The organism is Mediterraneibacter faecis (assembly GCF_055383675.1).
On sequence record NZ_AP043803.1, the window covers coordinates 3,211,151 to 3,233,851 of the forward strand.

The following is a 22,701-nucleotide window of genomic DNA, read 5'->3' on the forward strand; positions in this document are numbered from 1 at the left end:
TTACATTTATCTTTTTTTATGCTATAATCATGTTACTGTTCACTCCCGTGTCAACCACACTGCCAAGAGACACGGATGATGCAGATTTTGTGAGTAATAACACAAATTCATTTCGAGGTGTAAAGAACATGAATGAACAAAAAAACACAACCAAAACACAGATCAAACAAGCTGCGATCCGACAGATTGAAAAGTTCGGAATTGATAAGACAAGTATGCGTTCGATTGCTGCCGAAGCCAATATGACAACCGGCGCGATTTATTATTACTATAAGAATAAACAGGATTTATTTGATGAGATTGTCACTGATTCGATTCATTTTGCACATCGTATTTTTCATGAAAATGAGAACGAGAAAATCACCGTAGATTCTCTCTTTTCTGATGTAGAAAAAGAAGCTCGGATTCGTTTCAAACGCCTTCAGGAAGAAAAGCTATACTTACTTCTATTATCAGATGCGATGAAATGTGATTCAGAATTTTCCCAGAAATATACCTCCGGATTGAAGTCGATTCTGGATCAGGCTGCTACGCTTTTTGCTTCTGCATTTGCACTTGATGATCGTAAGCTTGCAGAACAATTCGCTTCTATCTTTATGGCTACACTTGATGGATTCGCGATTCAACAGGTACTTCATGCGATTCCAAAAGATGATACTTCTTATGCAGATACGCTACTTGACTTCTTCACAACCTGCGTTCCGTATTATATTGAGAAACATAGAGAGTCTTGATAGGAGCAGTAAAGCCGATACAGGAAATGAATCCTGCACCGGCTTTATTTTCTTCTATCCCTTTCTTTTATAACTTTCGAGAGCATATACATCATCTAGCATGTCGCCAATACCAGATAAGTGCCCACTATCAGTATTGCTAAAAGAGTTCCCTGTAAATAAACAGAATCCTCCACTGTTACGGCAACAATATAACTATCGTCCCGTCTCGTCATACATCTACAGTGTTTCCCATCTATTTTAACATGCTTAACGACTACTTGATTCTTGTCTATCTGTTCAGACGATATCCCGATTGCATCAAGTTTCTCTCGTATTTCCATCAACACGGTTCATTTCCAAATAGATGAAAAACGGTTGAGAATTTGTAGGTTCTATGATAAGATATTAACTGTGTCTGGAATACAGATACAATTGTTCCCTTAGTTAAATGGATATAACGAGGTCCTCCTAAGGAAGGCCGAGGCATTCCCCAAAGGGAAAAATCCTAGAAACCCAGTAAAATCAAGGGTTTGCGTCATGTGTCTCTGTAGCTCAGCTGGATAGAGCACCGCCCTCCTAAGGCGGGTTTTTGCGGGGGTTCGAATCCCCCCAGGGACGGTTCAAAGCGTTCGAAAATGTTAGCTGAATTAGCTGACAACGAACGCTTTTGTTATTTTCTAATCACATTCGTGACATAAAATTCCATTCAAAATGATCAATTTCCAGCTAACGTAATCCGATTTTTGTTAGCTGACAGCTAATCAAAATTACCGGTTTGCAAACATGGGTTTTAAGAAGTCCAGCTAACATTTTGGTTCCGCTCTGTTGTCACCCCTTATTGGGAGATGTAAATTTGATCTTCTGGTGTCTCTGCTGCGACCGCCGTAGAACATGCTACAGAAATTATCATTGCAAGAGAAAGAAAAAAAACAATCGTTCGCTTTAAAATTGTTTTCATAAACATTTACCTCCTTTACTTCCTTTATTTCCCACACTTCCTGTTACCTATATATACAATGGAACATTAAAAAAGTTGCATAATTTTAAAAAAATTTGAAGTTTCCTATAATAAAAAAATGAGAGAGAGTGCGATCACCTAACCTGGTAATCGCACTCTCTCTCATAACCGTTTTTTACTATTTAATAACTATTTTTCCTTCCTTTAAAGATATAGGATCTGAGCTTACACCTAAAAGACAGATATAATATTCTCCGGATTTTTCTGCAGTTAATTCAAAGGTTTGATTTAATTCTTTACGAGGCTCTGATTTTCCATCTAATATTTCACCGTCACAGATATAAAAATACATGATTCCCTGGCCATTTCCACCGTTTGTTTCCGCTTCATATTCCGTTGCCTGAATCATTAAGGTTTCTCCCTCATTTAATTTCCAGCCTGATCCGTCTTCCTGCTCAAAAATGACTAAATCATTGTTGCCAAATATAATTTCCGGAGTAATATATTGTCCGGCGTCACCGGATACAGCAAATTCTGTTATACTGTTTGGACTAATGCTTACGTTTTTGTATGATTTAATACGAGCTGTTGTTTCCCAAATTCCATCTGAAGGTTCATCCGGAACCTCTATCTCTTCATCAGCTCCTATTATCTGTCCTTCTCCATGAAGTCCTTTTCCAACTAAATGCCGGTTGCTGTCATCAATTAATGCTGCACCGTAGTTGTGAGCAATAGCAAGAATAGACGACATTGCAGCAAGAGCTGCAACCAGTAAAACACTCTTGATAGCAAAATGCCTTTTTCTCATGATTTTCTGATCATGGATCATATCTGTTACATCTTTACAAGTTCTATCTGAAGAAAACATATCATCGGTTTCATCATTAAACATATCATTTTCTTCTAATATTTCATAAGCAACATCTGAAATGTTAGTAAACATATCGTTATACGAAATTTTCATACTGATTTCCTCCTTCTTCCAAAAATTTTTTCATCTTCTCTTTGCAGCGTTTGAGTTTGCTTTTTACTGTGGATGCCGGAATACCTGTAATGCGGGAAATATCGGCTATTTTCTCATTTTGAAAATAAAACAGAACTAATATTAACTGCTCATCCTTATTCAGTTTCCTCAGAGCATTCGCCAGCAGTAATCTCAATTCAACCTGGTTAAAATCATCGGAAATATCTGCTATGACCTCATCATTTATCTGGTAATCTGGTATGCATTTTTTCTTTTCATTTATAGCTGTATTTCTGGCCAATGTGCCTAAATAACCTTTTATTGTAACGCTTTTCGATGGATCAATTTTATTAGCTTTATGCCACAAGGTAAAAAAGATCTGATTAACCACACCCTGAAGATCAATTTTATGAGAGTAACTGCCTAAGATACTGTATACAATTTTTCCGACATAAGCATGATATTCCGAAATTATTATTGCTAACGCTGATTCATCTCCTTTTTGGATTCGTCTAATTAGTTCATTCTCATCATAATAATTACTCAATACGTTCCACCTCCCACCTTCTTTTCATCTCTTTACCTTATATACAAAAGTCATATGAAAAAAGTTGCAGCCATCCATTATATTTTTACAAGTTTCCCTGTATACGGCTCGAGCCTTGATGACTACTAATCCTTTTATACATAAGTAGGATTAGCAGCGGCAACTCGATTCTTTGCTATTTTTCTTTTTCTCCTGATGAATTCTTTTCGTTTCTCAAAATATTCTATGTTCCTATAGGGATTCATTCCTTGTTTTAGCTTAGGATACCGGTTGATGAATCATTCCTTGTGTTATTATACACAAAGGAGCTGAGTACATACAATTGTAACCAGCTCCTTTGTCTTTTCCATTCTAATAATACTTACAAGAGTAATACAGAATCTAATCTTATCCTATCTGTGGCTCAAGAATCAGAAGATGATAAGATCAGATGTGATGAGATGGAACAGTATTCTATCTTGGAAGAGACAGTCAAACAAAATATCGATTATGATGTTCTTTTGCAGAGTTACCCAAACGAAGTACAACTCGTACAGGGAATCTATGAGTTGATTGTTGAGACTGTAGCATACACTGGAAAAAAGTTAGTGATTGCCAGTAATGAACTACCAACAGAATTTGTTAAAAATCGATTCATGAAACTAAACTTCATGCATATCCAGTATGTAATTTCCAGCATGAAGAAAAATACAACCGAAATCAAGAACATTAAGAAATATTTACTCGCTGCATTGTATAATGCTCCGGCAACCATGCAGGGATATTACCAGGCAGAGGTGAACCATGATATGCAGGACTGGTAAGATAGGAGGTACACATGTTTATTTTAAAACTTGCTGGGAAGATATTATTACTGCCAGTATGGCTGATCCTTTTTGTGATCGGCCTAGCAGTGAAGATGACAGTACAGACTTATGCGGTTGTCAGGGGAATCCTTGGGTTTCTATTCACTTTGCTGATTATAGCGACTGCATACTGTTATCATGACTGGGTACAGGTTGCATTTCTATTTTCGCTGAGTGTAATTCTGTATCTGATCCTGTTTGCAGGAGTATTCGTGGACACTGTACTGGACATGACAAGAGAACGTATTATTGATTTTATTATATCGTGAGGAGGATATGAAAATGAGCGAAAACAATGATTATATTCAGTTACCACCACTAAAAAAAGACACACCAGCCGATGTGGTAGCATTTATGTGGGAGTACATGAAAGTACCGGAGGATTCAAGAGAAAAAGTTAAGAATCTGCTTAAAGATGCAAATGAAAATGGAGTAAAAATAAGTCATCAGGCACCAACACTGTATGATGTTGTTCCGAAAGAAGAAATTGCTGAATTTGAAGAGCTTATGCGCAAAACCATAGCTGGCATTGTATCAGAAGCCAGTAGCGTTGCCTGTTGGGTGTATGTGCAGAAATATGTGAAGCACAAAACCCTAAACGAAATGCTGCAAGAATTGCCAGACGTAGGTCAATTCATCCTAGCTATGGATACCTGGTTTGAAAAACTGATGGAGAAATAATCTAGGAAAATAGTTTAAAGTTTACATGTTATGATCATGTATGAAGTTGGAACAAAATAAAAGAATTGTGCTATAATATTGTTCAAGAAAAAGCTCATTGACATATTTCAATCTATTTAGGAGGATAAACAATCATGTGTACAGCAGCAACTTATAAAACAAAAGATTTTTACTTTGGACGAACCCTCGATTATGAATTCTCTTATGGTGATCAGATAGTAATTACACCACGTAATTATGCGTTTAATTTTCGCCATGTTGGCGATATGAAAAATCATTATGCAATTATTGGAATGGCTCATGTTGCTGAGGATTATCCTTTGTATTATGATGCTATGAATGAAAAAGGAGTGGCAATGGCAGGACTGAATTTTGTCGGAAATGCTGTTTATGCCGCGATTAAGCCAGATGTGGAAAATATTGCACAGTTTGAATTTATTCCGTGGATTTTAAGTCAGTGTTCTTCTTTAGTTGAAGTTCGCGAGCTTCTTGAACGAATTAATATTGTTAATACTCCTTTCAGCGAGCAATTACCATTAGCACAATTACACTGGATCATTTCTGATGAGAATGAGTCAATTACGGTAGAATCTATGTCAGATGGTTTGCATATTTATGACAATCCAGTAGGAGTGCTTACGAATAATCCGCCATTTCCACAGCAGATGTTTCAACTAAATAATTATATGTATTTATCTCCTAAACAGCCCAGAAATACTTTCTGCGAAAATTTGGCTCTTGATGCATATAGTAGAGGTATGGGAGGATTAGGTCTTCCGGGAGATCTCTCATCTTCCTCACGCTTTGTACGTGTAGCTTTTACAAAGGTAAATGCAATTTCAGGTGAATCAGAGGAAGAAAGCGTTAGCCAATTCTTCCACATTCTCGGATCTGTGGATCAGCAACGAGGATGTTGCGAAGTAACGGATGGAAAATATGAAATCACATTGTATACGTCGTGTTGTAATGTTACAAAAGGTATTTATTATTACAATACTTATGAAAACCATCAGATCAGTGCAGTAGATATGCATGTAGAAAATCTGGATAGTGATAAAATGATTTGTTATCCAGTAATTCAAGGAGAACGAATCAACTATCAAAATAAATAATGTTTTGAAATCAGGGATGAGGTAGAAAGGAAAGTTCCATGATAAAAGATGAAGTAAAAAAACTCAGGATGAACAGTCCGGAATCACTACAGTTTTTAAATAATGCTACAAAATTTTATAATTTAATGATGATGTATCGTTGTGCTATTCGGGAGATACAAACTAAACTTGAGGTTTTGGATGATGAATTTTCAGTTGAGAACAATCGAAATCCTATTTCTTTTATAAAAACAAGAATTAAGCAGCCCAATAGTATTTACGATAAATTGCAGAAGATGGGATATGAATTTACAACAAAAAATATACAGACATATCTCAATGATGTAGCAGGCGTTCGAATAGTTTGTGCGTTTATTGACGATATTTATATGATATCAGATTTGATTACCCAACAGGATGATATTAAAGTTATTGAAATAAAAGATTATATAAAAAATCCAAAATCGAATGGTTATCGAAGCTATCATATGATTGTTGAAATACCAGTATTTTTTGCTAAGGGTAAAACACCTATGCGTGTAGAATTACAGATTCGAACCAATGGTATGGATTTCTGGGCAACATTGGAACATCAACTTCGCTATAAAAAAGGAATTGAAGAAATGCCTGGCTATGATGAGATAAGTGAAGAATTACTTCATTCTGCAAGAGCTATCATTGAAGCAGATAATGAAATGCAGAGAATAAAAGACAAAATTGGTAAGTTCCACGAAATTTAGGGAGAAAACTGAGCAAGTAGGAAGGTGGAATATATATGAAACAAGATACTTTAGAGGGCAAAGCAAAAACAAAAAATGGGGTAAAACGGCTGTGTTTTTCCATAATCTGCATTCTTCTGGAAGTGATTTTTATTATTACTATCGTAACACGCTTGAATGAATATGCAGAAATCATAAATTTATTTACAAGGATTTTGAGTGGGATCTTGGTTTTGGGATTGTACGCATCAAATAAGACATCCTCTATGAAAATGCCTTGGGTCATCTTAATTCTAATTTTTCCAATTATGGGTGTAGGCTTGTATTTGTTGATTGGTTTGAATGGTGGCACACATAAAATGCGTGAGCGATATGCAGAAATTGATAGCAAATTGTTACCAATGCTTCCGGACAGTCAGGAGTGTTTGAGCAGAATAAAAGAAACAATTCCGAAAGCAGGAAATATAGCAAGTTACATACAAAGAAATTCGCAGTATCCAATCTATCAGAATACGGATATTGTGTATTTTGATGAAGCAGTGAAGGGATTAGAGGCACAGATTAAGGATTTGGAGAAAGCACAGAAGTTTATCTTTATGGAATATCATGCGATAGAAGACGCTGAAGCATGGCATAAGATTCAAGATGTTCTGGAAGAGCGAGTAAAAGCAGGTGTGGAAGTTAGAGTATTCTACGATGATATGGGTTCTATAGGCTTTATTAACACAGATTTTGTGAAAAAGATGGAGGCAATAGGAATTCATTGCCGTGTATTCAATCCGTTTATGCCAGGTTTAAATCTGTTTTTGAACAATCGTGATCATAGAAAAATAACAGTTATTGATGGAAAAGTCGGATTTACAGGTGGATATAATCTAGCAAACGAATATTTTAATTACACACACCCGTATGGACAGTGGAAAGATACAGGTATTCGTTTAGAAGGAGATGCTGTTCAGTCGCTTACGGTGACATTTTTGGAAATGTGGAATGCAGTAAGTGATAAGGATGCTAATGATTCTGATTTTAGTAAATACCTTTTCCACTATGATTATGCGGCACAGCAAACTGGGTTTGTTCAACCTTATGCAGACAGCCCTATGGATAATGAGCAAGTAGGAGAAGAAGTTTATATCAGTATGATAAATAAAGCTGAAAAATATTGTTGGTTTATGACTCCATATCTAATCATAACAGATGAAATGACGCATGCGTTATGTCTGGCTACTAAGCGAGGGGTAGACGTAAGAATTATCACACCTGGTATCCCTGATAAAAAATTCATTTATAATATAACTCGTTCTTTTTATCATGGATTAGTTAAACATGGTGTTCGTGTTTATGAGTGGACTCCTGGTTTCTGCCATGCAAAAATGAGTGTGGCAGATGACTGTATGGCAACTTGTGGAACAATTAATCTGGATTATCGAAGTTTATATCACCATTTTGAAAACGGCTGTTTTATGGCAGATTGTCAGGCAGTTGTGGAAATAAAAAATGATCTGATAAGAACGATGGGAGAATGTCGTGATGTGACAGACCAATATCAAACCGGACGAAGTGCATATTTGCGACTGGGACAATTATTTATGAGATTATTTGCTGGATTGCTATAAGAATCTGATGAAACGACCTTTCAAAAAACAGTTGATTTAGAAGTTAACTGTTTTTGAAAGGCCGTTTTTGCTATATCTAACAGTCTGTTGTACAAAGAAGATTTTGCATGGATGAAAAAACAAACCTTGTTGAGGTTAAATTGAGTTTTCCATTGTATTGTATTGCTAATGAATAAGAATAAGAAAAAGAACAGACAATGCTGAATGCTCTGGAAACAAGAATATCTGAGTATAGTATGTAAGTTCGTAACAGAATGAAAGGAGCGATTCAAATGAGCAATTTGGAAAATTATATGAAACAGCAAGCAATTTTTTGTGAACAAAATGATAGCATTAGTAAGAATCTGTATTCAGAGTATGGTGTAAAAAGAGGCTTACGAGATGAAAAAGGCCAAGGTGTGTTGACGGGGCTTACAAATATTTCTGATATAAAAGCTTTTGAATATCGTGATGGAGTAAAGAGTCCATGTGATGGCGAGTTATCTTATCGTGGTTATAATATAAAAGATTTAGTAACAGGAAGTAAAGGAAAAAGGTTTGTCTTTGAAGAAGGAGCATATCTTCTTTTATTCGGAGAATTGCCAACTGATACACAGTTAATGGAATTTCAGGGAAGACTATCTGATTGTATGGAACTACCGACTAACTTTACCAGAGATGTCATTATGAAAGCACCTACATCAGATATTATGGGTTCTATGACTCGAAGTATTCTTACATTGGGCTCTTACGATAAGGAGAAAGAAAGTCTTGAAATTCCGAATGTGCTAAGGCAGAGTATGCAGTTGATCGCAGCATTTCCTATGTTAGCAGTATATGCATACCATGCTTATTGTCATTATGAAAAAAACGAAAGTATGTATATTCATAGACCTGAAAAAGATTTATCTATTGCTGAAAATTTCCTGCGCCTATTAAGACCAGATACAAAATTCACAGAACTGGAAGCAAGAGTACTGGATATAGCATTATTGTTACATATGGAACATGGTGGTGGTAACAATTCTACATTCACTACACGGGTAGTAACATCTTCAGGTTCAGATACTTATTCTGTTATTTCAGCAGCAATGTCATCCTTAAAAGGAAAAAAACATGGCGGTGCAAATCTGATGGTAATGAATATGATGGATGATATTAAAAGTCATGTGAAAGATTATGAAGACGAAGAGGAAATTGCATCATATCTGAGTAAGATTTTGAAGAAAGAGGCGTTTGATCAGAAAGGACTTATTTATGGAATGGGACATGCTGTATATTCTATTTCAGATCCGAGAGAAAGGGTGTTCAAAGGCTTTGTAGAACAACTCGCAAGGGATAAAGGACGTGAGAAAGATATGACCCTTTATAACAATATTGAGAAGATTGCACCTAAGTTGATTGCAAAGCAGCGTCAGATATTCAAAGGAGTAAGTCCTAATATAGATTTCTATAGTGGTTTTGTGTATGACATGTTGAATATTCCAAGAGAATTGTATACGCCATTATTTGCGATAGCAAGAATTGCTGGTTGGAGTGCACATCGCCTGGAAGAATTGATAACTACAGATAAGATCATTCGCCCGGCATATAAGAGTCTAGTCAGCAAAAAAGAATATATAGAAAGAGAGGAACGATAATATGGGAGCAGGAACCAGTGCAGAGGAGTTTTTTTAAAGAGCATCAATGTTGAAAGTATATTTGAATTTGTTGAAAGAACAGATTATTTGTTTCTTTATAGTATAAAGGAATGTGTTGAAAAATCAGACTGTCATGAAGGAGTATATCTTTCAGAAGTGGCAGAATACATGAAATTATCGATTCCAGAAACATCTAAGATGGTAAAAAGTCTTGAAAATAAAGGATATATTATCTGGAAATTAGATGAAAAAAAAGAAAGAACATACCTTGTTTTGACGAACAAGGCAATTGAATTAAGTAATTGTCAGAAAGAAAAAATGATAGAAGCTTATGAAAAAATCATATCGAATATACAAGAGGATGACCTGGCAGTTACACGGTGTACATTGAGAAAAATCCGACAGCTTATGGAAGAAATAAAATAGTGATTAATACAACGGAGTAAGAAAAGCTCCTTCATATATTAGAATAAAAATATGACTGTTTCATTAAAAAGAAGCCGGTCATATTTTTTATGAAAAATAAATTTTGTTGAGGTTAAATTGAGATTGACTTTGTATTGTATAAGTATGAAATAAAAAGGAATCAGGTGATGTACAATGAAAAAGCATAAAATATGTAAAATCCTTCTTGTTATACTGGCAATTTTTTTATGTGTGGCTTTTTATGAATTGCTCGGAATCTGCGTTGCATATAAAAAGCAGCCGGAAGTGTCCAATACAACCAAAAAAGAAACAAAAAATGGGTCATGGAACGAATGCAGTGAAAATACAGAACGGGCAGTAATCATAGAAAAGAATCCAGAAGCGCTTTTACAAAGAGTGCGTTTGATTAAGAATGCAAAAAAGGAAATTATTCTTTCTACTTTTGCATTTCAATCCGATGAAAGTGGAAAATTGATCTTAGGAGCACTGCATGATGCGGCAGACAGAGGTGTACATATTCGTCTGTTAGTAGATGGAATGGAAAGCTGGATTGATATGGAAGGAAATCCGTATTTCTATGGATTATCTTCCCATGAGAATGTTGAAATTAAACTATATAATAAGGCCAATCCGTTGAAACCGTGGAAAATGATGGGTAGAATGCATGATAAATATTTGATTGCAGATGGAAAGAGATATATTCTTGGGGGAAGAAATACATACAATTATTTCCTGGGGGATTTTCCGGGACATAAGAACTATGACAGAGACGTGTTAGTGGTTTGCGATGAACCTGAGAAAGAAAATTCAGTTAACCAGTTGTTAGAGTATTTTGAAACGATATGGGAACAAGAAGACAGTGGTTATTTTCATGACAATAAAAAACTGGCAAATAGAAAATCTGTAAAGAACGCAGTTTTAGAGCTGCAGAACGGCTATCAGAAATATTTTGAAGAGAATAAGGAAAGAATCTGCGATACCGATTACACGGACGAAACTTTTGAGACAGAAAAGATTGCATTAGTGTCAAATCCTATTCACACAGGTTCCAAAGAACCAGTAGTGTGGTATCAGTTGGGAGAATTGATGAAAAATGCAAAAAATCGTGTGAAGATCCACACGCCATATATTATCTGTAATGATATGATGTATAATACATGGGAGGAGATTGCAGAGAACGTTTCAGATTTTTCTATCATGACAAATTCAGTTGCGAATAATGGGAATCCATTTGGGGCTGCCGATTATGCGAAAAACAGAAATAGAATCTTAAGTACAGGAATTAATATCTGGGAATATGAAGGCGGTTATTCATACCACGGAAAAAGTATTCTGATTGACGATGATCTGTCTGTAATCGGTTCCTTTAATATGGACATGAGAAGTGCATATCTGGATACGGAACTGATGCTTGTAATTCGCAGTAAAGATATTAATAAACAGTTGGAAGAGGGCATGATGGAATATGAAAGAGTGTCCCGCCAGGTATTGGAAAATGGAACCTATCGTGATCCATATCATGTAGAGCCAATCGAATTAACAAAGAAACGTCAGAGAAAAATATTTTTGGTACAGCATCTGCTTGGATGGGCAAGGTATCTGTTTTAATAAGGAGGAAGGAAAACGTGTTTCAAATATTGATTGTAGAAGATGATAAAGAATTAAGCCAGCTATTCCAAAAAGTGCTTGAGAAGAATGGATATCAAGTCAAAAGTGCATCGGATGGAGCACAGGCATTAGAAGTATTGGATAAGGAATATATTGATCTGATCATTTCTGATATTATGATGCCGGTTATGGATGGCTATGAACTGGTGTCAGAACTTCGTTCAGCAGGATATCAGATACCAGTGCTTATGATCACTGCGAAAGGTTCCTTTGATGATATGCGCCAGGGATTTCTTTCGGGAAGTGACGATTATATGGTAAAACCGGTAAATGTGAATGAAATGGTTTTAAGAGTCGGAGCACTGCTTCGCCGTGTACAGATACTGAATGAACACAAAATTGTGATCGGTTCAACAGAGTTTGATTATGATGCAATGACGGTTACAACTGATAAGGAAAGTCTTGTTTTGCCTAAAAAAGAATTCCTGCTTTTATATAAGCTTGCAGCTTCGCCAGGCAGAACATTTACAAAACAACAGTTGATGGATGAAGTATGGGGATACGAGACGGAGGCAGACCCACATACGATAGAGGTACATATAGGAAGAATCAGAGAGCGTTTTAAAGATAACCCTGATTTTGAAATCGTAACAATGCGTGGAATTGGATACAAGGTGGTGAAAAAATAATGGAACAAAAGAAAGAAAAAGGATTGCGGATCCGATCCTGTCTGACTGGTGCAATCTGGCTGGCACTTGTATTTTCAACAGTCATATCTGCTTTATTATTTGCTTTTTTGAATCATTTTTTTAATCTGCCGGGCAGCATACCTGTGCTTGGCTGGCTTTTGATTTTCAATACATTGATTGCAGGGCTGATCACTTCCTTTATCAATGCAAAGTTACTGGAACCAATTACCAGACTTAGTAAAGCAATGAAGGAAGTTTCTCAGGGAGATTTTGAACAGCATTTGGAAACGAACAGCCGTATAGCAGAAGTTGGAGAATCTTATCAAAGTTTTAACGTTATGACAAAAGAACTTCGTGCAACAGAGGTGCTGCAGATGGATTTTGTATCTAATGTTTCTCATGAGTTTAAGACCCCGATTAATGCCATTGAAGGATATACAATGCTGCTTCAGGGAGAAGAACTGTCTTCGGATCAAGAGGAATATGTAGAAAAAATCTTATTTAACACCCAAAGACTTTCCGGATTGGTTGGTAATATTTTGCTGTTATCCAAGTTAGAGAATCAGAATATACCAATGAAAAAAACAGAATATCGTCTGGATGAACAGATCCGCCAGGAATTTCTTTCATTGGAAACAAAATGGACAGAAAAAGAAATTGGTTTTCAGGTAGAATTGGAGGAAGTTAAATATACTGGGAATGAAGGACTTTTTATGCATATCTGGATAAATCTTTTGGATAATGCGATTAAATTCAGCCCTTCAAAGGGGACAATTACGATGTTTCTGAAACAAGAACAGGATTCTGTTAAGTTCATTCTGGAAGATGAAGGACCAGGAATAGAGGATGATGTAAAATCCAGAATATTTGACAAGTTCTATCAGGTAGATGGATCTCATAAAGCAGAAGGAAATGGCCTAGGTCTTGCACTTGTAAAACGGATTGTAGATAGTGCCGGAGGAACAATCAAAGCAGAAAACCGTGAATATGGTGGATGCAGATTTGTTGTAGAGCTTCCAATACAGAAAGATGAGGCCATATAAGTTTAAGAAAAACAGATAGAGGAGGAATTACATGACATTTTATCAGGAATTGCAGTTAAATCAGGCAGGTTCTAAAAATCTGTTGAAAAAGAGTGAAACAGTGAAAGAAAAATCATATCATATACTGCTATATTTGGTAAAGATAGCTGTTACAATGGCATTTTGTTTTTCATTTGTTACTATTTTCAGTATCTTATTTGGAAATGAGAATAGTATTGTGGGTGTAGTAGTTTTATTATGCCTTATGGTATTTCGGAATGCGGATCTGGGGATCCACACCGGACAATCTACGATGCTTTTGGCTTTGTTCTTTGTAATTATGACTGTATGTCCGCATTTAGCAAATCAGTTTTCACCGGTATTGGGAATGCTGTTAAATATTGCGGCACTGGCTGTGTTGATTCTGTTCGGATGCCATAATCCATTCATGTTTAATCAATCTACATTGGTTCTTGGGTATCTGCTGCTATATGGTTATGATGTTACGGGAAAAAGCTATCAGATGCGATTAGTCGGAATGGCTTTAGGTGCAGCACTTACCTGCTTCGTATTTTATCGAAATCATAAAAACAGAACTTATAAAAGAAATCTGAAAGATCTGATACAAGAATTTGATATCACTTCTTCCAGAACAAAATGGCAGATATGTCAGATTTTATGCGTACCGATTGTCCTTTGCATTGCAGAACTTTGTAATATGCCACGTGCAATGTGGGCTGGTATTGCGGCCATGTCCGCGATTTTGCCGTTTATGGAAGATATGCACTACAGAGTCCGTAAAAGGATTGTCGGAAATATTGCAGGTGTTATATGTTTTACAGTATTATATTTTCTGCTTCCTTCGTCAATCTATGCATATATAGGAATTCTTGGTGGAATCGGTGTAGGACTTTCAGCACAATATGGCTGGCAGGCAGTATTTAACACATTTGGTGCTTTAGCCATTGCTGCAGAGACTTATGGTCTACAAGGAGCGGTTAGTCTTAGAGTGATTCAAAATGTTTTTGGTGTTGTGTTTGCTTTAGCATTTTGTGTTATATTTTATTGGTTTATGTCTAAAAAAAAGGTAAGTGAGGTGACCGTACATGCAGAGTGAAGTGAATCAGGAAGAAAATTTGAATAGAATTATTACGGTTCCTAATCTTCTTTCTTTTTTTCGGCTTTGTTTGATTCCGGTAATTATACGGAGTTATTGTGTAAAGAAAAATCCTCTGTTAGCTGGTGAAATCTTATTGCTGTCTGGTCTTACGGATCTTGCTGATGGATATATCGCAAGAAGATTCCATAGGATTAGTAATTTAGGAAAAATACTTGATCCGGTGGCTGATAAGCTGACACAGGCAGCAATGTTGATTTGCTTGTTTACTCGCTTTCCACATATGCTCCCGTTGATCGTTATAATGGCAGTTAAGGAACTTTATATGGCGGTTAGTGGATGTCTTGTGATACAAAAGACAGGAAAAGTACATGGTGCAGACTGGCATGGAAAGATAGTAACCTTTTTATTATATGGAACTGTGGCTGTACATATTATATGGTTCCACATTACACCAATGGTGTCAGATCTGTTAATTGGTTTGTGTGCTATAATGATGGTTGTATCAGTTGTTTTGTACATTATCAAGAATACCAGGACTCTTAAGGGAGAGACTGTATAAGCAATTTTATATTGCAATGACTAGAAAAATATTTAGGAGAACACAGACATGAACAGTAAGTCAAACGCACAAGCTATGGAAACAGAAAAAATACCACGTCTTTTGGCCCAGCTTGCAATACCTGCTGTTGTGGCTCAAATCATCAACCTTTTATATAATATTGTTGACCGTATTTATATCGGACATATTCCAGGTGTCGGTGCCGCAGCATTAACAGGTGTTGGATTGTTTACGCCAATTCTCATGCTGATCAATGCCTTCGCCATGCTGGCAGGATCCGGAGGTGCACCGCGTGCAGCGATTTCTATGGGAAAGAAAGATAATAAGACAGCGGAAAAGATTCTTGGAAACTGTTTTGCAATTCTCATGCTTATGGCCGCAGCTTTGACGGTGATATTCTTTACTTTTGCGCCACAGTTACTGACGATGTTTGGTGCTAGCGATAAGACACTTCCTTATGGCGTGGATTATGCAAGGATTTATATTCTTGGAAGTATTTTTGTTTTGATCGTGATGGGAATGAATCCATTTATTACGACACAGGGATTTGCAAAGATCAGCATGATGACAACAGTGATTGGTGCTGTAATCAATATCATTCTTGATCCGATTTTTATCTTCGTATTTCATCTTGGAGTAAAGGGAGCTGCACTCGCAACTGTTTTGAGTCAGGCTGTAGGGGCAATATGGATCCTTCGTTTCTTGTCAGGAAAGAAGACGATTCTGCATCTTAAAAAAGAAAACTTTAAACTGCAAAAAGAAATCATCTTACCATGCCTTGCTCTTGGTATATCTACATTTGTCATGTTATCTACGGAAAGTATTTTGTCTATCAGTTTTACTTCCAGTTTGTCAAGATATGGCGGAGATCTCGCAGTAGGGGCTATGACAATTATTACCAGTGTTAGCCAGCTTGCAACATTACCATTACAGGGAATTTGTCAGGGTGGACAGCCAATCATGAGCTATAACTATGGTGCAGGAAATAGAGATCGAGTAAAAAAAGCATTTTTTACTCAATTTACAGTTTGTACAATTTTTACGGGATGCTTCTGGTTGATTATGCTTCTATTTCCGAAGATGTTTGCAGGTATTTTTTCGAATAATACAGAATTAATCACGTATACGGCATGGGCGTTAAGAATTTACATGGCAGGTATTTTTTCTCTTGGATTCCAAGTTGCTTGTCAGCAGAGTTTCATGGCATTGGGCCAGGCAAAAGTTAGTTTATTACTTGCCTGCTTAAGAAAATTGATTCTGTTGATTCCGTTGATTTTTATCCTGCCGCATTTTATCCAGAATAAAGTATTTGCGGTATTTTTGGCTGAGCCAATCAGTGATATTTTGGCAGCGATAATAACAACTTCAACGTTCTTTAGTCGGTTTAATAAAATTTTAGATAGAAAATAAAGCATTATAAAAAGATCCTGTTCAAACTATGCTATAAAGAACAGGATCTTTGTGTATTTATTTTGCCAGGAAATTACTCTGTATCTCCATCGGCATATGATAAGCTTGGCCTCGTTTTGTCAGGCTGTATAGTTTAAAGCTCATGAGTTCCGGAGTTGCATTCAAAGAGCTGCAGAGTCCGAAATAATCCAGGTCCTCGTTCTGAACCATATCTTCGATCTCCTCATCATCAATCAGAAGATCGGCAGCAAACAGATTGGCCTGGTATTCTGTATTATCCGTCATATTGTAGAGTGTATCATCTTGCATCGGAGCCATTTTCAGCTGGGAACGATGCAGAATGATATGCCCTAATTCATGGGCGGCAACGATCATCTTTTCTTCTTCTGAAAGGAAACTGCTGATCATGACATAGATTGTCTTACAGCTCATAAAACAGTATCCTTTCAGTGTCTTATATCTGGAAGTTTCCCCGACAACAATGTTCATCTGATCCATGATCTCAAATGGATCTCGGATTCCATATTTCTTGATTAATTTCTTTGTTTCTGCTCATATTTGATTTTTTCCATATAACCAGCAATGCAACATATGATAATAATTATAATAGCTGCAACAAATACGACAACTTTTTTATGCTTTTTAAATGCTTCCTTCATAGTTTCTGAATCCCCCTACATATTTTATAAATGTATTGTAACATACACTTATTTTTTAGATAGAAGAAATGTTATATTAGTTACCATACATTACAGGATTAAAGTACTTGAATTGTTTACATAATTTCTATCAACATCACTGATTTCAGGTTGCCTATTCTAATTTCTCCGTAGATAATTTCCACAAATATCTCAGCAAAAATCTGTGAACTTCCTCATCTGTTGCAATCCATGATAGTTCATAATTATTTGCTGACTTCTTTATTGTCTCATGAATATATAATTTTCCTTTCGAAATGCTGTATTCTCTTTTACAAGCTCCCTTATTAGAATTGTAATTTTTGTATTTGCAACAAACCCTTCGTTTAATTCTAATAGTTTTTGGCAATTTTTCTTTGTTAATTTAATTTGTCTAAGTCTATCAATAGTTCCCATATTTCACATCCTATCAAAAATCATACTTTTGTGGATCAAGCCCAGCAGCTTTCAATACTTTCTTACGTTCTTCAATATCCATGAATTCAAGTTCTTCAGGATCTAATCCGGATAATTCAAGTTCCGTTTTTTTTACATTTTGATTTTTCATCTCTGACCTCTCATCTCTTATTACAGTATTTCATTAATTTAATTGAAATAGCTGCTTCCCCCAAAAGGAACACAGCTATTTCAAGATAACTTGAGTTATTTTAAGCAAATTGCATTAGTTTATGCATATTAATAATATAGCACGGAATTTAACATTTTTCATTTGCTCTCTTTTTTTATTTCTTCAGAAATTATCGTTTCCTGTTTCTTCTTATTGATTTTACAAATTATTCCATGTGGTGTTACCATCGCAACCTTAGCTGTCGCACATCAGGCAGAATTCCAGCTCCACAATTCACTAAAAAAGAGATTCAAGATCTCGGTGTTTTCAAAATCTCAAGCCCTAATAAAATCCAGAAGCGGATAGAAAATCTTGAATCTGAACAAGCTACTACTGTCCGGGAAAAACAGGAATTGCAGAAAAAGCAAAGACACTGAATATCATCCGACAGAATTTCACAGCACTGCTTAATGCTCCAGAGATACAAATTCCCATATCAGGAAAAGAGCCAACTCTCTAATAAGAAGAGGTACATACTTAGCGGACCTCTTCCTTTCCATCTAATCTATTTTTGCACTACCCTATCATACTTGCGCCAGGAAGCAGTACAAGCATACTTATTTCTATCAAAAAAGAAAAAGAGCATATGGATTTGACTCCATACACCCTATGATTGTAATCTTCATCTTTTCATAGAAAAAAGATCCTCGCAAGGTAGAAGGTTAACAAACCTTGTCCTTACAGGGATCCTTTCAATTACTACTGAAGATTCCGAAATGTGGTATTAACCGACAGCTCTTTCATATCTTAATCAATATTTACCAATCAAATCAATCTGTCAAAAGAATAAACCATTCAGAACTTGACGATTCATCCGATACCTGAACAATCGATGCTCCATCATTAGTACTATTATTCAGCACACCCAAATATAATCCACTCCATCTGTTTTGAATCTTATATTTCCCATCAGACGTAGTAGTAATCTTCCATTGCTGATTCCAACCACCGTTATATTCGTACTGAACTACTTGTGCATTTTCATTTTGAGAAAGACCGCAAACATCTAAAACTTTACCACTGTTCTTATTTACAATTTTATAATAGCTACTGTCTACCTTTTCAAATATCCACTTTTGGCTGTCCCACTGGTCATAAGTATATTGTTCTACCTGCGCATTATTGTCTTGTGATCCAGTTGCAATATTAACCGATTTTTGGCTATTGATATTCATCATTTCATATGAACAATCAGCATTCAAATAATCCGGAGCTAATTTAAATGCATTTAAAGCATTTGTGAAATGCAACTTATTATTCCCAACTAATTCTGTAGCTCCCAATGTATAACCATCTGGTACAACAGACGAATTTAATTCTGGTTCCCAATAGAATACTCCTATTCCTTTATTGTTAGGAACCGATTTAACAGCGTTAATTTCTTTTCTTAACAGTTCATATGTTCCTTGTGAATTACTTTCGAGCTCACCGGTTTCACAAATCATCACATCTTTACCATACTGTGATGCCATTTTATTCAAATTATACGCAACATTTTCTATACAATCTCCATCATAACTCGAAGTCCAATACGGATAGTATGACATACCTATCACATCTGTTTTTCCACCACATTTCGTGATAAAGTTTTCAAAAAACCATGCGAAATGGCTTATCCCACTTCCATGCGTAAGATGTGTAACTACCTTTGAATTAGGACTTATCGATTTCACCGCATCATATCCGCTATTCAGATATTTCGTTAATTGAGTAAAATCATTTGACTGATTACTTCCAGTCGGATACAACATACCATAACTAACTTCATTTCCAACCTGTACCCACTCTGGATAAATATCCTCATCTGCTAGCTCAGTCATTATATATCTTGTATAATCATATACATACTTTTCCAGCTCACTAGTCGATGCATTTTTCCATTCTGATGGAACATCTTGAATCAATGGATCTGCAAAATGATCACTATAGTGAAATACAACCATTATCTTCAAACCTAGCTCTTTTGCTCTTTTTGCTGTATATAAAAGTCCCTGAGTATCCGCGTAACCAAGCATACAATTTGTACCATCAGGTTTAGTCCAATAGAAATTCTCAGGTGGTTTTACAAAAACTCTAAGTCTTACAGCATTTACACCCTTTTCTTTTAACAACTCAAGAGCATCTCTTGTATTTCCATTGTCATCCACCCATTCAACGCCTTGTGATTCAAGCTGTGATAAAAAACCTATATCTGCACCATAAATCATTTCATTTTCTGACAAATTATCAGCCGCTTGTACGGGAATTGATGGTATTGACAACACTATGCATAAACAAATCATCATTAAAATAGCTATACTGCATCTTCTGCTACTCTTTTTCATCACCGTTTACCTCCCAATATCTATGCATACCTCGACGTCATCGTCCGTCCAAAGCCGAAGAACCGCAGGTTCTTTCGAGTTTGAATCTTTCCATCTGACCACAGCTAATGCACTTCCTTCAAAAGTTGTTACTGTATCTGAGAAATAATCTTCTTCGCTTGAAGGATTGGCTGTACCAAATCCCTCTAGCACACCATTTCCCGTAACCTTAGCATGAATGATTCTCCTCTGTGTTTCTTGTGGGTTACAAACACCATGTTCATCTTCTAACCACACTTTTACGTATGCTACATCCCGTTCATTCTCGGTAACACGACAAGCCTTTAGCCTTTTTACCGAATCAGCAGTGACAAGTTCATACTTTCCAATCTCTTTCCCTGACTCATATGCTACTGCCTTTAAAGTCCCTGACTCATATGCCACTTCATATGTTGCTGTGTAATGAGATTTTTTTCCAGCCGGCTTCCTACCAAGAGATTTACCATTTAAAAACAATTCTACTTCATCTCCTGATGAATATACATCAACACTGGCCTTTTCTCCTTCATGCCCTTTCCAAGTCCAGCTGCTGATATTATCTTTAAACATCCATGCGGTTTTGCTTGCTGTCTGTCCCCTATGCTCCATACGTTCTACCGCAATGTATGGCTGATTTGTTAATCCATATACAATCTCCCGGAAATAACTGATTGGTCTGCGATTTCCAATTAAGTCTATATCTCCGATATACCCCAGTCTTTCTGGATAAATGCTTGTAAAATTCTCTTTTCCATCATAATGGAAAATCCCTACTCCTGCTTCGCCGATATAGTCATAACCTGTCCAGGTAAAATCGCCAATAACATGTGGATATTTTGTAACTTTCTCCCACAGATTTTCAATATCTGCTGGATATGTTTCTGTCCCAAGCACCGTTTTTCCCGGATGCAACTCATGCTCAAGTTCATATCTTCCACTCAAATAATTAAGTCCTGTGATATCACAACTCTGGGCACATTCTTCCAGGGCTTCTGTAACAAGAGGATGCTTTGCAAAAAACTCGCCCTTTTCTCCAGACATAAGACTCATGAAACTATTGAGAGCATTACTTCCCCCACCACTTCCATTGCCTTGTGTGTCCATTCCAAACTTTTCAATGACTTCCTTCATAATAACCTTGAGTCGTTTTCCAGCACAATTCAATCCATTTAAAGCATTTGTAGTAAATCTTGTGGCATCTAGTTCATGAAATCTATTGCACAAAGAACGATTAATCCATGATCCCTGTTTTGTTCCTGCTTCCTGTATCTCATTTCCCACAGAATAGATAACTACCGATGGATGATTATAATCCTTGTCTACCATGTGGTGAATCCATTTTGGTGCTTCCTCTTTGAAAATATCTGAAAAATCATAGGTATTTTTACCTCGATTCCACATGTCAGTCAACTCATCCATCACAAGCATTCCTAAATGATCGCAAGCATCAAGCATTGCTCTGCTCATAGGATGATGCGAACTTCTTATCGCATTGAACCCTGCCTCTTTTAGTCTTTTACACCGGTACCATTCCGCTTCTGGGAATGTCTCTGCTCCTATCACCCCATTATCATGATGAATGCAGGTTCCTCTTAAATTCACTGTTTCCCCATTGATCTGAAATCCATTAACTGGATCAAGTGTAAGCGTCCTAATGCCGAAATCTACTGTATATTCATCACATATTTCGTCCCCTATATATGTTTTGACACAGCATTGATATAAATTCGGATGATCTGTACTCCATTTTTTCGGACATTTCACAGGAAGCTGTACTCTTACAGTTTCTGTTCTTTCAGAATAAAATACAATATTCTGTTTTTCTGTTACAACTGTTTTTCCCTCAAATATCAGTTCAACATAGCATTTTGCTTCTATGCCACATGCTTTTGTATTCTTTACGTTGGCACAAACTTCCACAACTGCTACATCATCATTTACAGATAACGTAGTTATTTTCATCTCATCATGTGGAATATAGACACCTTTCCCTGTCCATAAATTCACATCACGATAAATTCCAGAACCCGTATACCATCTGCTATTTGGCTGGTTACTGTTATCTACATCAATTTTTATCAAATTTTCCTGTCCATAACAAATCCATGGCTTTAAGTCTACAGAAAAGCCCATATATCCATTTCTATTTACAGTTGCAAGGGCCCCATTTATCCAAACTCTTGCTGTTCCGTAAATTCCTTCAAACTCTAACACCACATCCTGGTTTTTCCATTCTTCTGGTGCTAAAAATGATTTTTCATAAGTATAAACTCCCCCAGGATAAAAGCCACTCTGTGCACCTGCCGGACACTCTTTATCTCTTTTTTCACGAATCATAGCATCATATGGAAGTGTAACAATTATTTTATTGTCATCACCATAAAAAGCCTTTAATCTGTCATCCTGATCTACTTTTTCAAATGTCCAGCGATCATTAAATTTCTGACACTGCATACTTTGTTCC

General features: G+C 36.3%; 24 protein-coding genes and 1 tRNA gene. 16 read left to right on the forward strand and 9 right to left on the reverse strand.

Going from position 1 to position 22,701, the window contains the following annotated elements:
- The first annotated feature begins 128 nt into the window (after positions 1-128).
- Together ACZ47Z_RS15180 and ACZ47Z_RS15185 are read left to right on the forward strand one after the other, a co-directional pair.
- Complete coding sequence (locus tag ACZ47Z_RS15180; RefSeq protein ID WP_054752666.1) at positions 129-734, forward strand: TetR/AcrR family transcriptional regulator; 606 nt, start codon at positions 129-131, stop codon at positions 732-734.
- Between the two features lie 523 nt (positions 735-1,257).
- Positions 1,258-1,334 (forward strand) — tRNA-Arg (locus ACZ47Z_RS15185).
- A gap of 217 nt (positions 1,335-1,551) precedes the next feature.
- Here ACZ47Z_RS15185 and ACZ47Z_RS15190 read toward each other — a convergent pair.
- The 3 genes from ACZ47Z_RS15190 to ACZ47Z_RS15200 form a co-directional block, all read right to left on the reverse strand.
- A complete protein-coding gene (locus ACZ47Z_RS15190; RefSeq protein ID WP_264466043.1) occupies positions 1,552-1,674 on the reverse strand; it encodes a hypothetical protein in 123 nt (40 codons plus the stop codon).
- A 178-nt stretch (positions 1,675-1,852) separates the two neighbouring features.
- On the reverse strand, positions 1,853-2,638 hold the full coding sequence (locus ACZ47Z_RS15195; RefSeq protein WP_054754425.1) for a hypothetical protein: 786 nt from the start codon (positions 2,636-2,638) through the stop codon (positions 1,853-1,855).
- Positions 2,622-3,185, reverse strand: coding sequence for an RNA polymerase sigma factor (locus ACZ47Z_RS15200; protein ID WP_117861307.1), 564 nt, complete (start codon positions 3,183-3,185; stop codon positions 2,622-2,624). Before ACZ47Z_RS15200 ends, ACZ47Z_RS15195 begins: the two co-directional genes overlap by 17 nt.
- A gap of 440 nt (positions 3,186-3,625) precedes the next feature.
- Here ACZ47Z_RS15200 and ACZ47Z_RS15205 point away from each other — a divergent pair, with 440 nt between their 5' ends.
- The 14 genes from ACZ47Z_RS15205 (at position 3,626) to ACZ47Z_RS15270 (ending at position 16,590) form a co-directional block, all read left to right on the forward strand.
- Positions 3,626-3,988 carry a DUF6017 domain-containing protein gene (locus ACZ47Z_RS15205; RefSeq protein WP_147322155.1) on the forward strand — a complete coding sequence of 121 codons (363 nt, stop codon included), beginning with the start codon at positions 3,626-3,628 and terminating at the stop codon, positions 3,986-3,988.
- A 14-nt stretch (positions 3,989-4,002) separates the two neighbouring features.
- Positions 4,003-4,299, forward strand: a complete 297-nt coding sequence (locus ACZ47Z_RS15210) for a hypothetical protein (RefSeq protein ID WP_055166957.1) — start codon at positions 4,003-4,005, stop codon at positions 4,297-4,299.
- A 7-nt stretch (positions 4,300-4,306) separates the two neighbouring features.
- Positions 4,307-4,711: a hypothetical protein gene (locus ACZ47Z_RS15215; RefSeq protein WP_055166980.1), complete on the forward strand. Its 405-nt coding sequence runs from the start codon at positions 4,307-4,309 to the stop codon at positions 4,709-4,711.
- 134 nt (positions 4,712-4,845) lie between these two features.
- Positions 4,846-5,823, forward strand: coding sequence for a choloylglycine hydrolase (gene bsh / locus ACZ47Z_RS15220; RefSeq protein ID WP_054754348.1), 978 nt, complete (start codon positions 4,846-4,848; stop codon positions 5,821-5,823).
- 38 nt (positions 5,824-5,861) lie between these two features.
- A complete protein-coding gene (locus ACZ47Z_RS15225) occupies positions 5,862-6,542 on the forward strand; it encodes a GTP pyrophosphokinase (protein ID WP_054754346.1) in 681 nt (226 codons plus the stop codon).
- 35 nt (positions 6,543-6,577) lie between these two features.
- On the forward strand, positions 6,578-8,137 hold the full coding sequence (gene cls / locus ACZ47Z_RS15230) for a cardiolipin synthase (RefSeq protein ID WP_464525718.1): 1,560 nt from the start codon (positions 6,578-6,580) through the stop codon (positions 8,135-8,137).
- Positions 8,138-8,391: 254 nt separating this feature from the next.
- A complete protein-coding gene (locus ACZ47Z_RS15235; RefSeq protein WP_172679323.1) occupies positions 8,392-9,756 on the forward strand; it encodes a citrate/2-methylcitrate synthase in 1,365 nt (454 codons plus the stop codon).
- 168 nt (positions 9,757-9,924) lie between these two features.
- Entirely contained in the window at positions 9,925-10,182 is a 258-nt protein-coding gene (locus ACZ47Z_RS15240) for a helix-turn-helix domain-containing protein (protein ID WP_242950202.1), read from the forward strand.
- A gap of 174 nt (positions 10,183-10,356) precedes the next feature.
- Positions 10,357-11,790, forward strand: a complete 1,434-nt coding sequence (locus ACZ47Z_RS15245) for a phospholipase D family protein (protein WP_055166961.1) — start codon at positions 10,357-10,359, stop codon at positions 11,788-11,790.
- Positions 11,769-12,479, forward strand: coding sequence for a response regulator transcription factor (locus ACZ47Z_RS15250; protein ID WP_054754342.1), 711 nt, complete (start codon positions 11,769-11,771; stop codon positions 12,477-12,479). Before ACZ47Z_RS15245 ends, ACZ47Z_RS15250 begins: the two co-directional genes overlap by 22 nt.
- Complete coding sequence (locus ACZ47Z_RS15255) at positions 12,479-13,522, forward strand: HAMP domain-containing sensor histidine kinase (RefSeq protein ID WP_464525719.1); 1,044 nt, start codon at positions 12,479-12,481, stop codon at positions 13,520-13,522. The genes ACZ47Z_RS15250 and ACZ47Z_RS15255 overlap by 1 nt, the downstream gene beginning before the upstream one ends.
- 31 nt (positions 13,523-13,553) lie before the next feature.
- On the forward strand, positions 13,554-14,618 hold the full coding sequence (locus ACZ47Z_RS15260) for an FUSC family protein (RefSeq protein ID WP_015527717.1): 1,065 nt from the start codon (positions 13,554-13,556) through the stop codon (positions 14,616-14,618).
- Positions 14,608-15,180 (forward strand): CDP-alcohol phosphatidyltransferase family protein, encoded by a 573-nt coding sequence (locus ACZ47Z_RS15265; RefSeq protein WP_054754338.1) that lies wholly within the window; start codon positions 14,608-14,610, stop codon positions 15,178-15,180. The genes ACZ47Z_RS15260 and ACZ47Z_RS15265 overlap by 11 nt, the downstream gene beginning before the upstream one ends.
- Before the next feature lie 48 nt (positions 15,181-15,228).
- Positions 15,229-16,590, forward strand: a complete 1,362-nt coding sequence (locus ACZ47Z_RS15270; protein WP_055166965.1) for an MATE family efflux transporter — start codon at positions 15,229-15,231, stop codon at positions 16,588-16,590.
- Positions 16,591-16,647: 57 nt separating this feature from the next.
- Here the strand turns inward: ACZ47Z_RS15270 and ACZ47Z_RS15275 are convergent, their stop codons facing one another.
- The 6 genes from ACZ47Z_RS15275 to ACZ47Z_RS15300 form a co-directional block, all read right to left on the reverse strand.
- Complete coding sequence (locus ACZ47Z_RS15275; protein WP_005423556.1) at positions 16,648-17,088, reverse strand: ImmA/IrrE family metallo-endopeptidase; 441 nt, start codon at positions 17,086-17,088, stop codon at positions 16,648-16,650.
- A 35-nt stretch (positions 17,089-17,123) separates the two neighbouring features.
- The gene (locus tag ACZ47Z_RS15280; protein WP_278278154.1) at positions 17,124-17,249 is read right to left on the reverse strand and encodes a hypothetical protein; all 126 of its coding nucleotides are present in this window, start codon (positions 17,247-17,249) and stop codon (positions 17,124-17,126) included.
- Positions 17,250-17,510: 261 nt separating this feature from the next.
- Positions 17,511-17,684, reverse strand: a complete 174-nt coding sequence (locus ACZ47Z_RS15285) for a hypothetical protein (RefSeq protein ID WP_157050617.1) — start codon at positions 17,682-17,684, stop codon at positions 17,511-17,513.
- 13 nt (positions 17,685-17,697) lie between these two features.
- On the reverse strand, positions 17,698-17,835 hold the full coding sequence (locus ACZ47Z_RS15290) for a hypothetical protein (protein ID WP_157050615.1): 138 nt from the start codon (positions 17,833-17,835) through the stop codon (positions 17,698-17,700).
- 830 nt (positions 17,836-18,665) lie between these two features.
- Positions 18,666-20,219: a glycosyl hydrolase 53 family protein gene (locus ACZ47Z_RS15295; protein WP_054754334.1), complete on the reverse strand. Its 1,554-nt coding sequence runs from the start codon at positions 20,217-20,219 to the stop codon at positions 18,666-18,668.
- A gap of 6 nt (positions 20,220-20,225) precedes the next feature.
- Positions 20,226-22,691 carry a glycoside hydrolase family 2 protein gene (locus ACZ47Z_RS15300; RefSeq protein WP_117861347.1) on the reverse strand — a complete coding sequence of 822 codons (2,466 nt, stop codon included), beginning with the start codon at positions 22,689-22,691 and terminating at the stop codon, positions 20,226-20,228.
- Positions 22,692-22,701 lie beyond the last annotated feature (10 nt).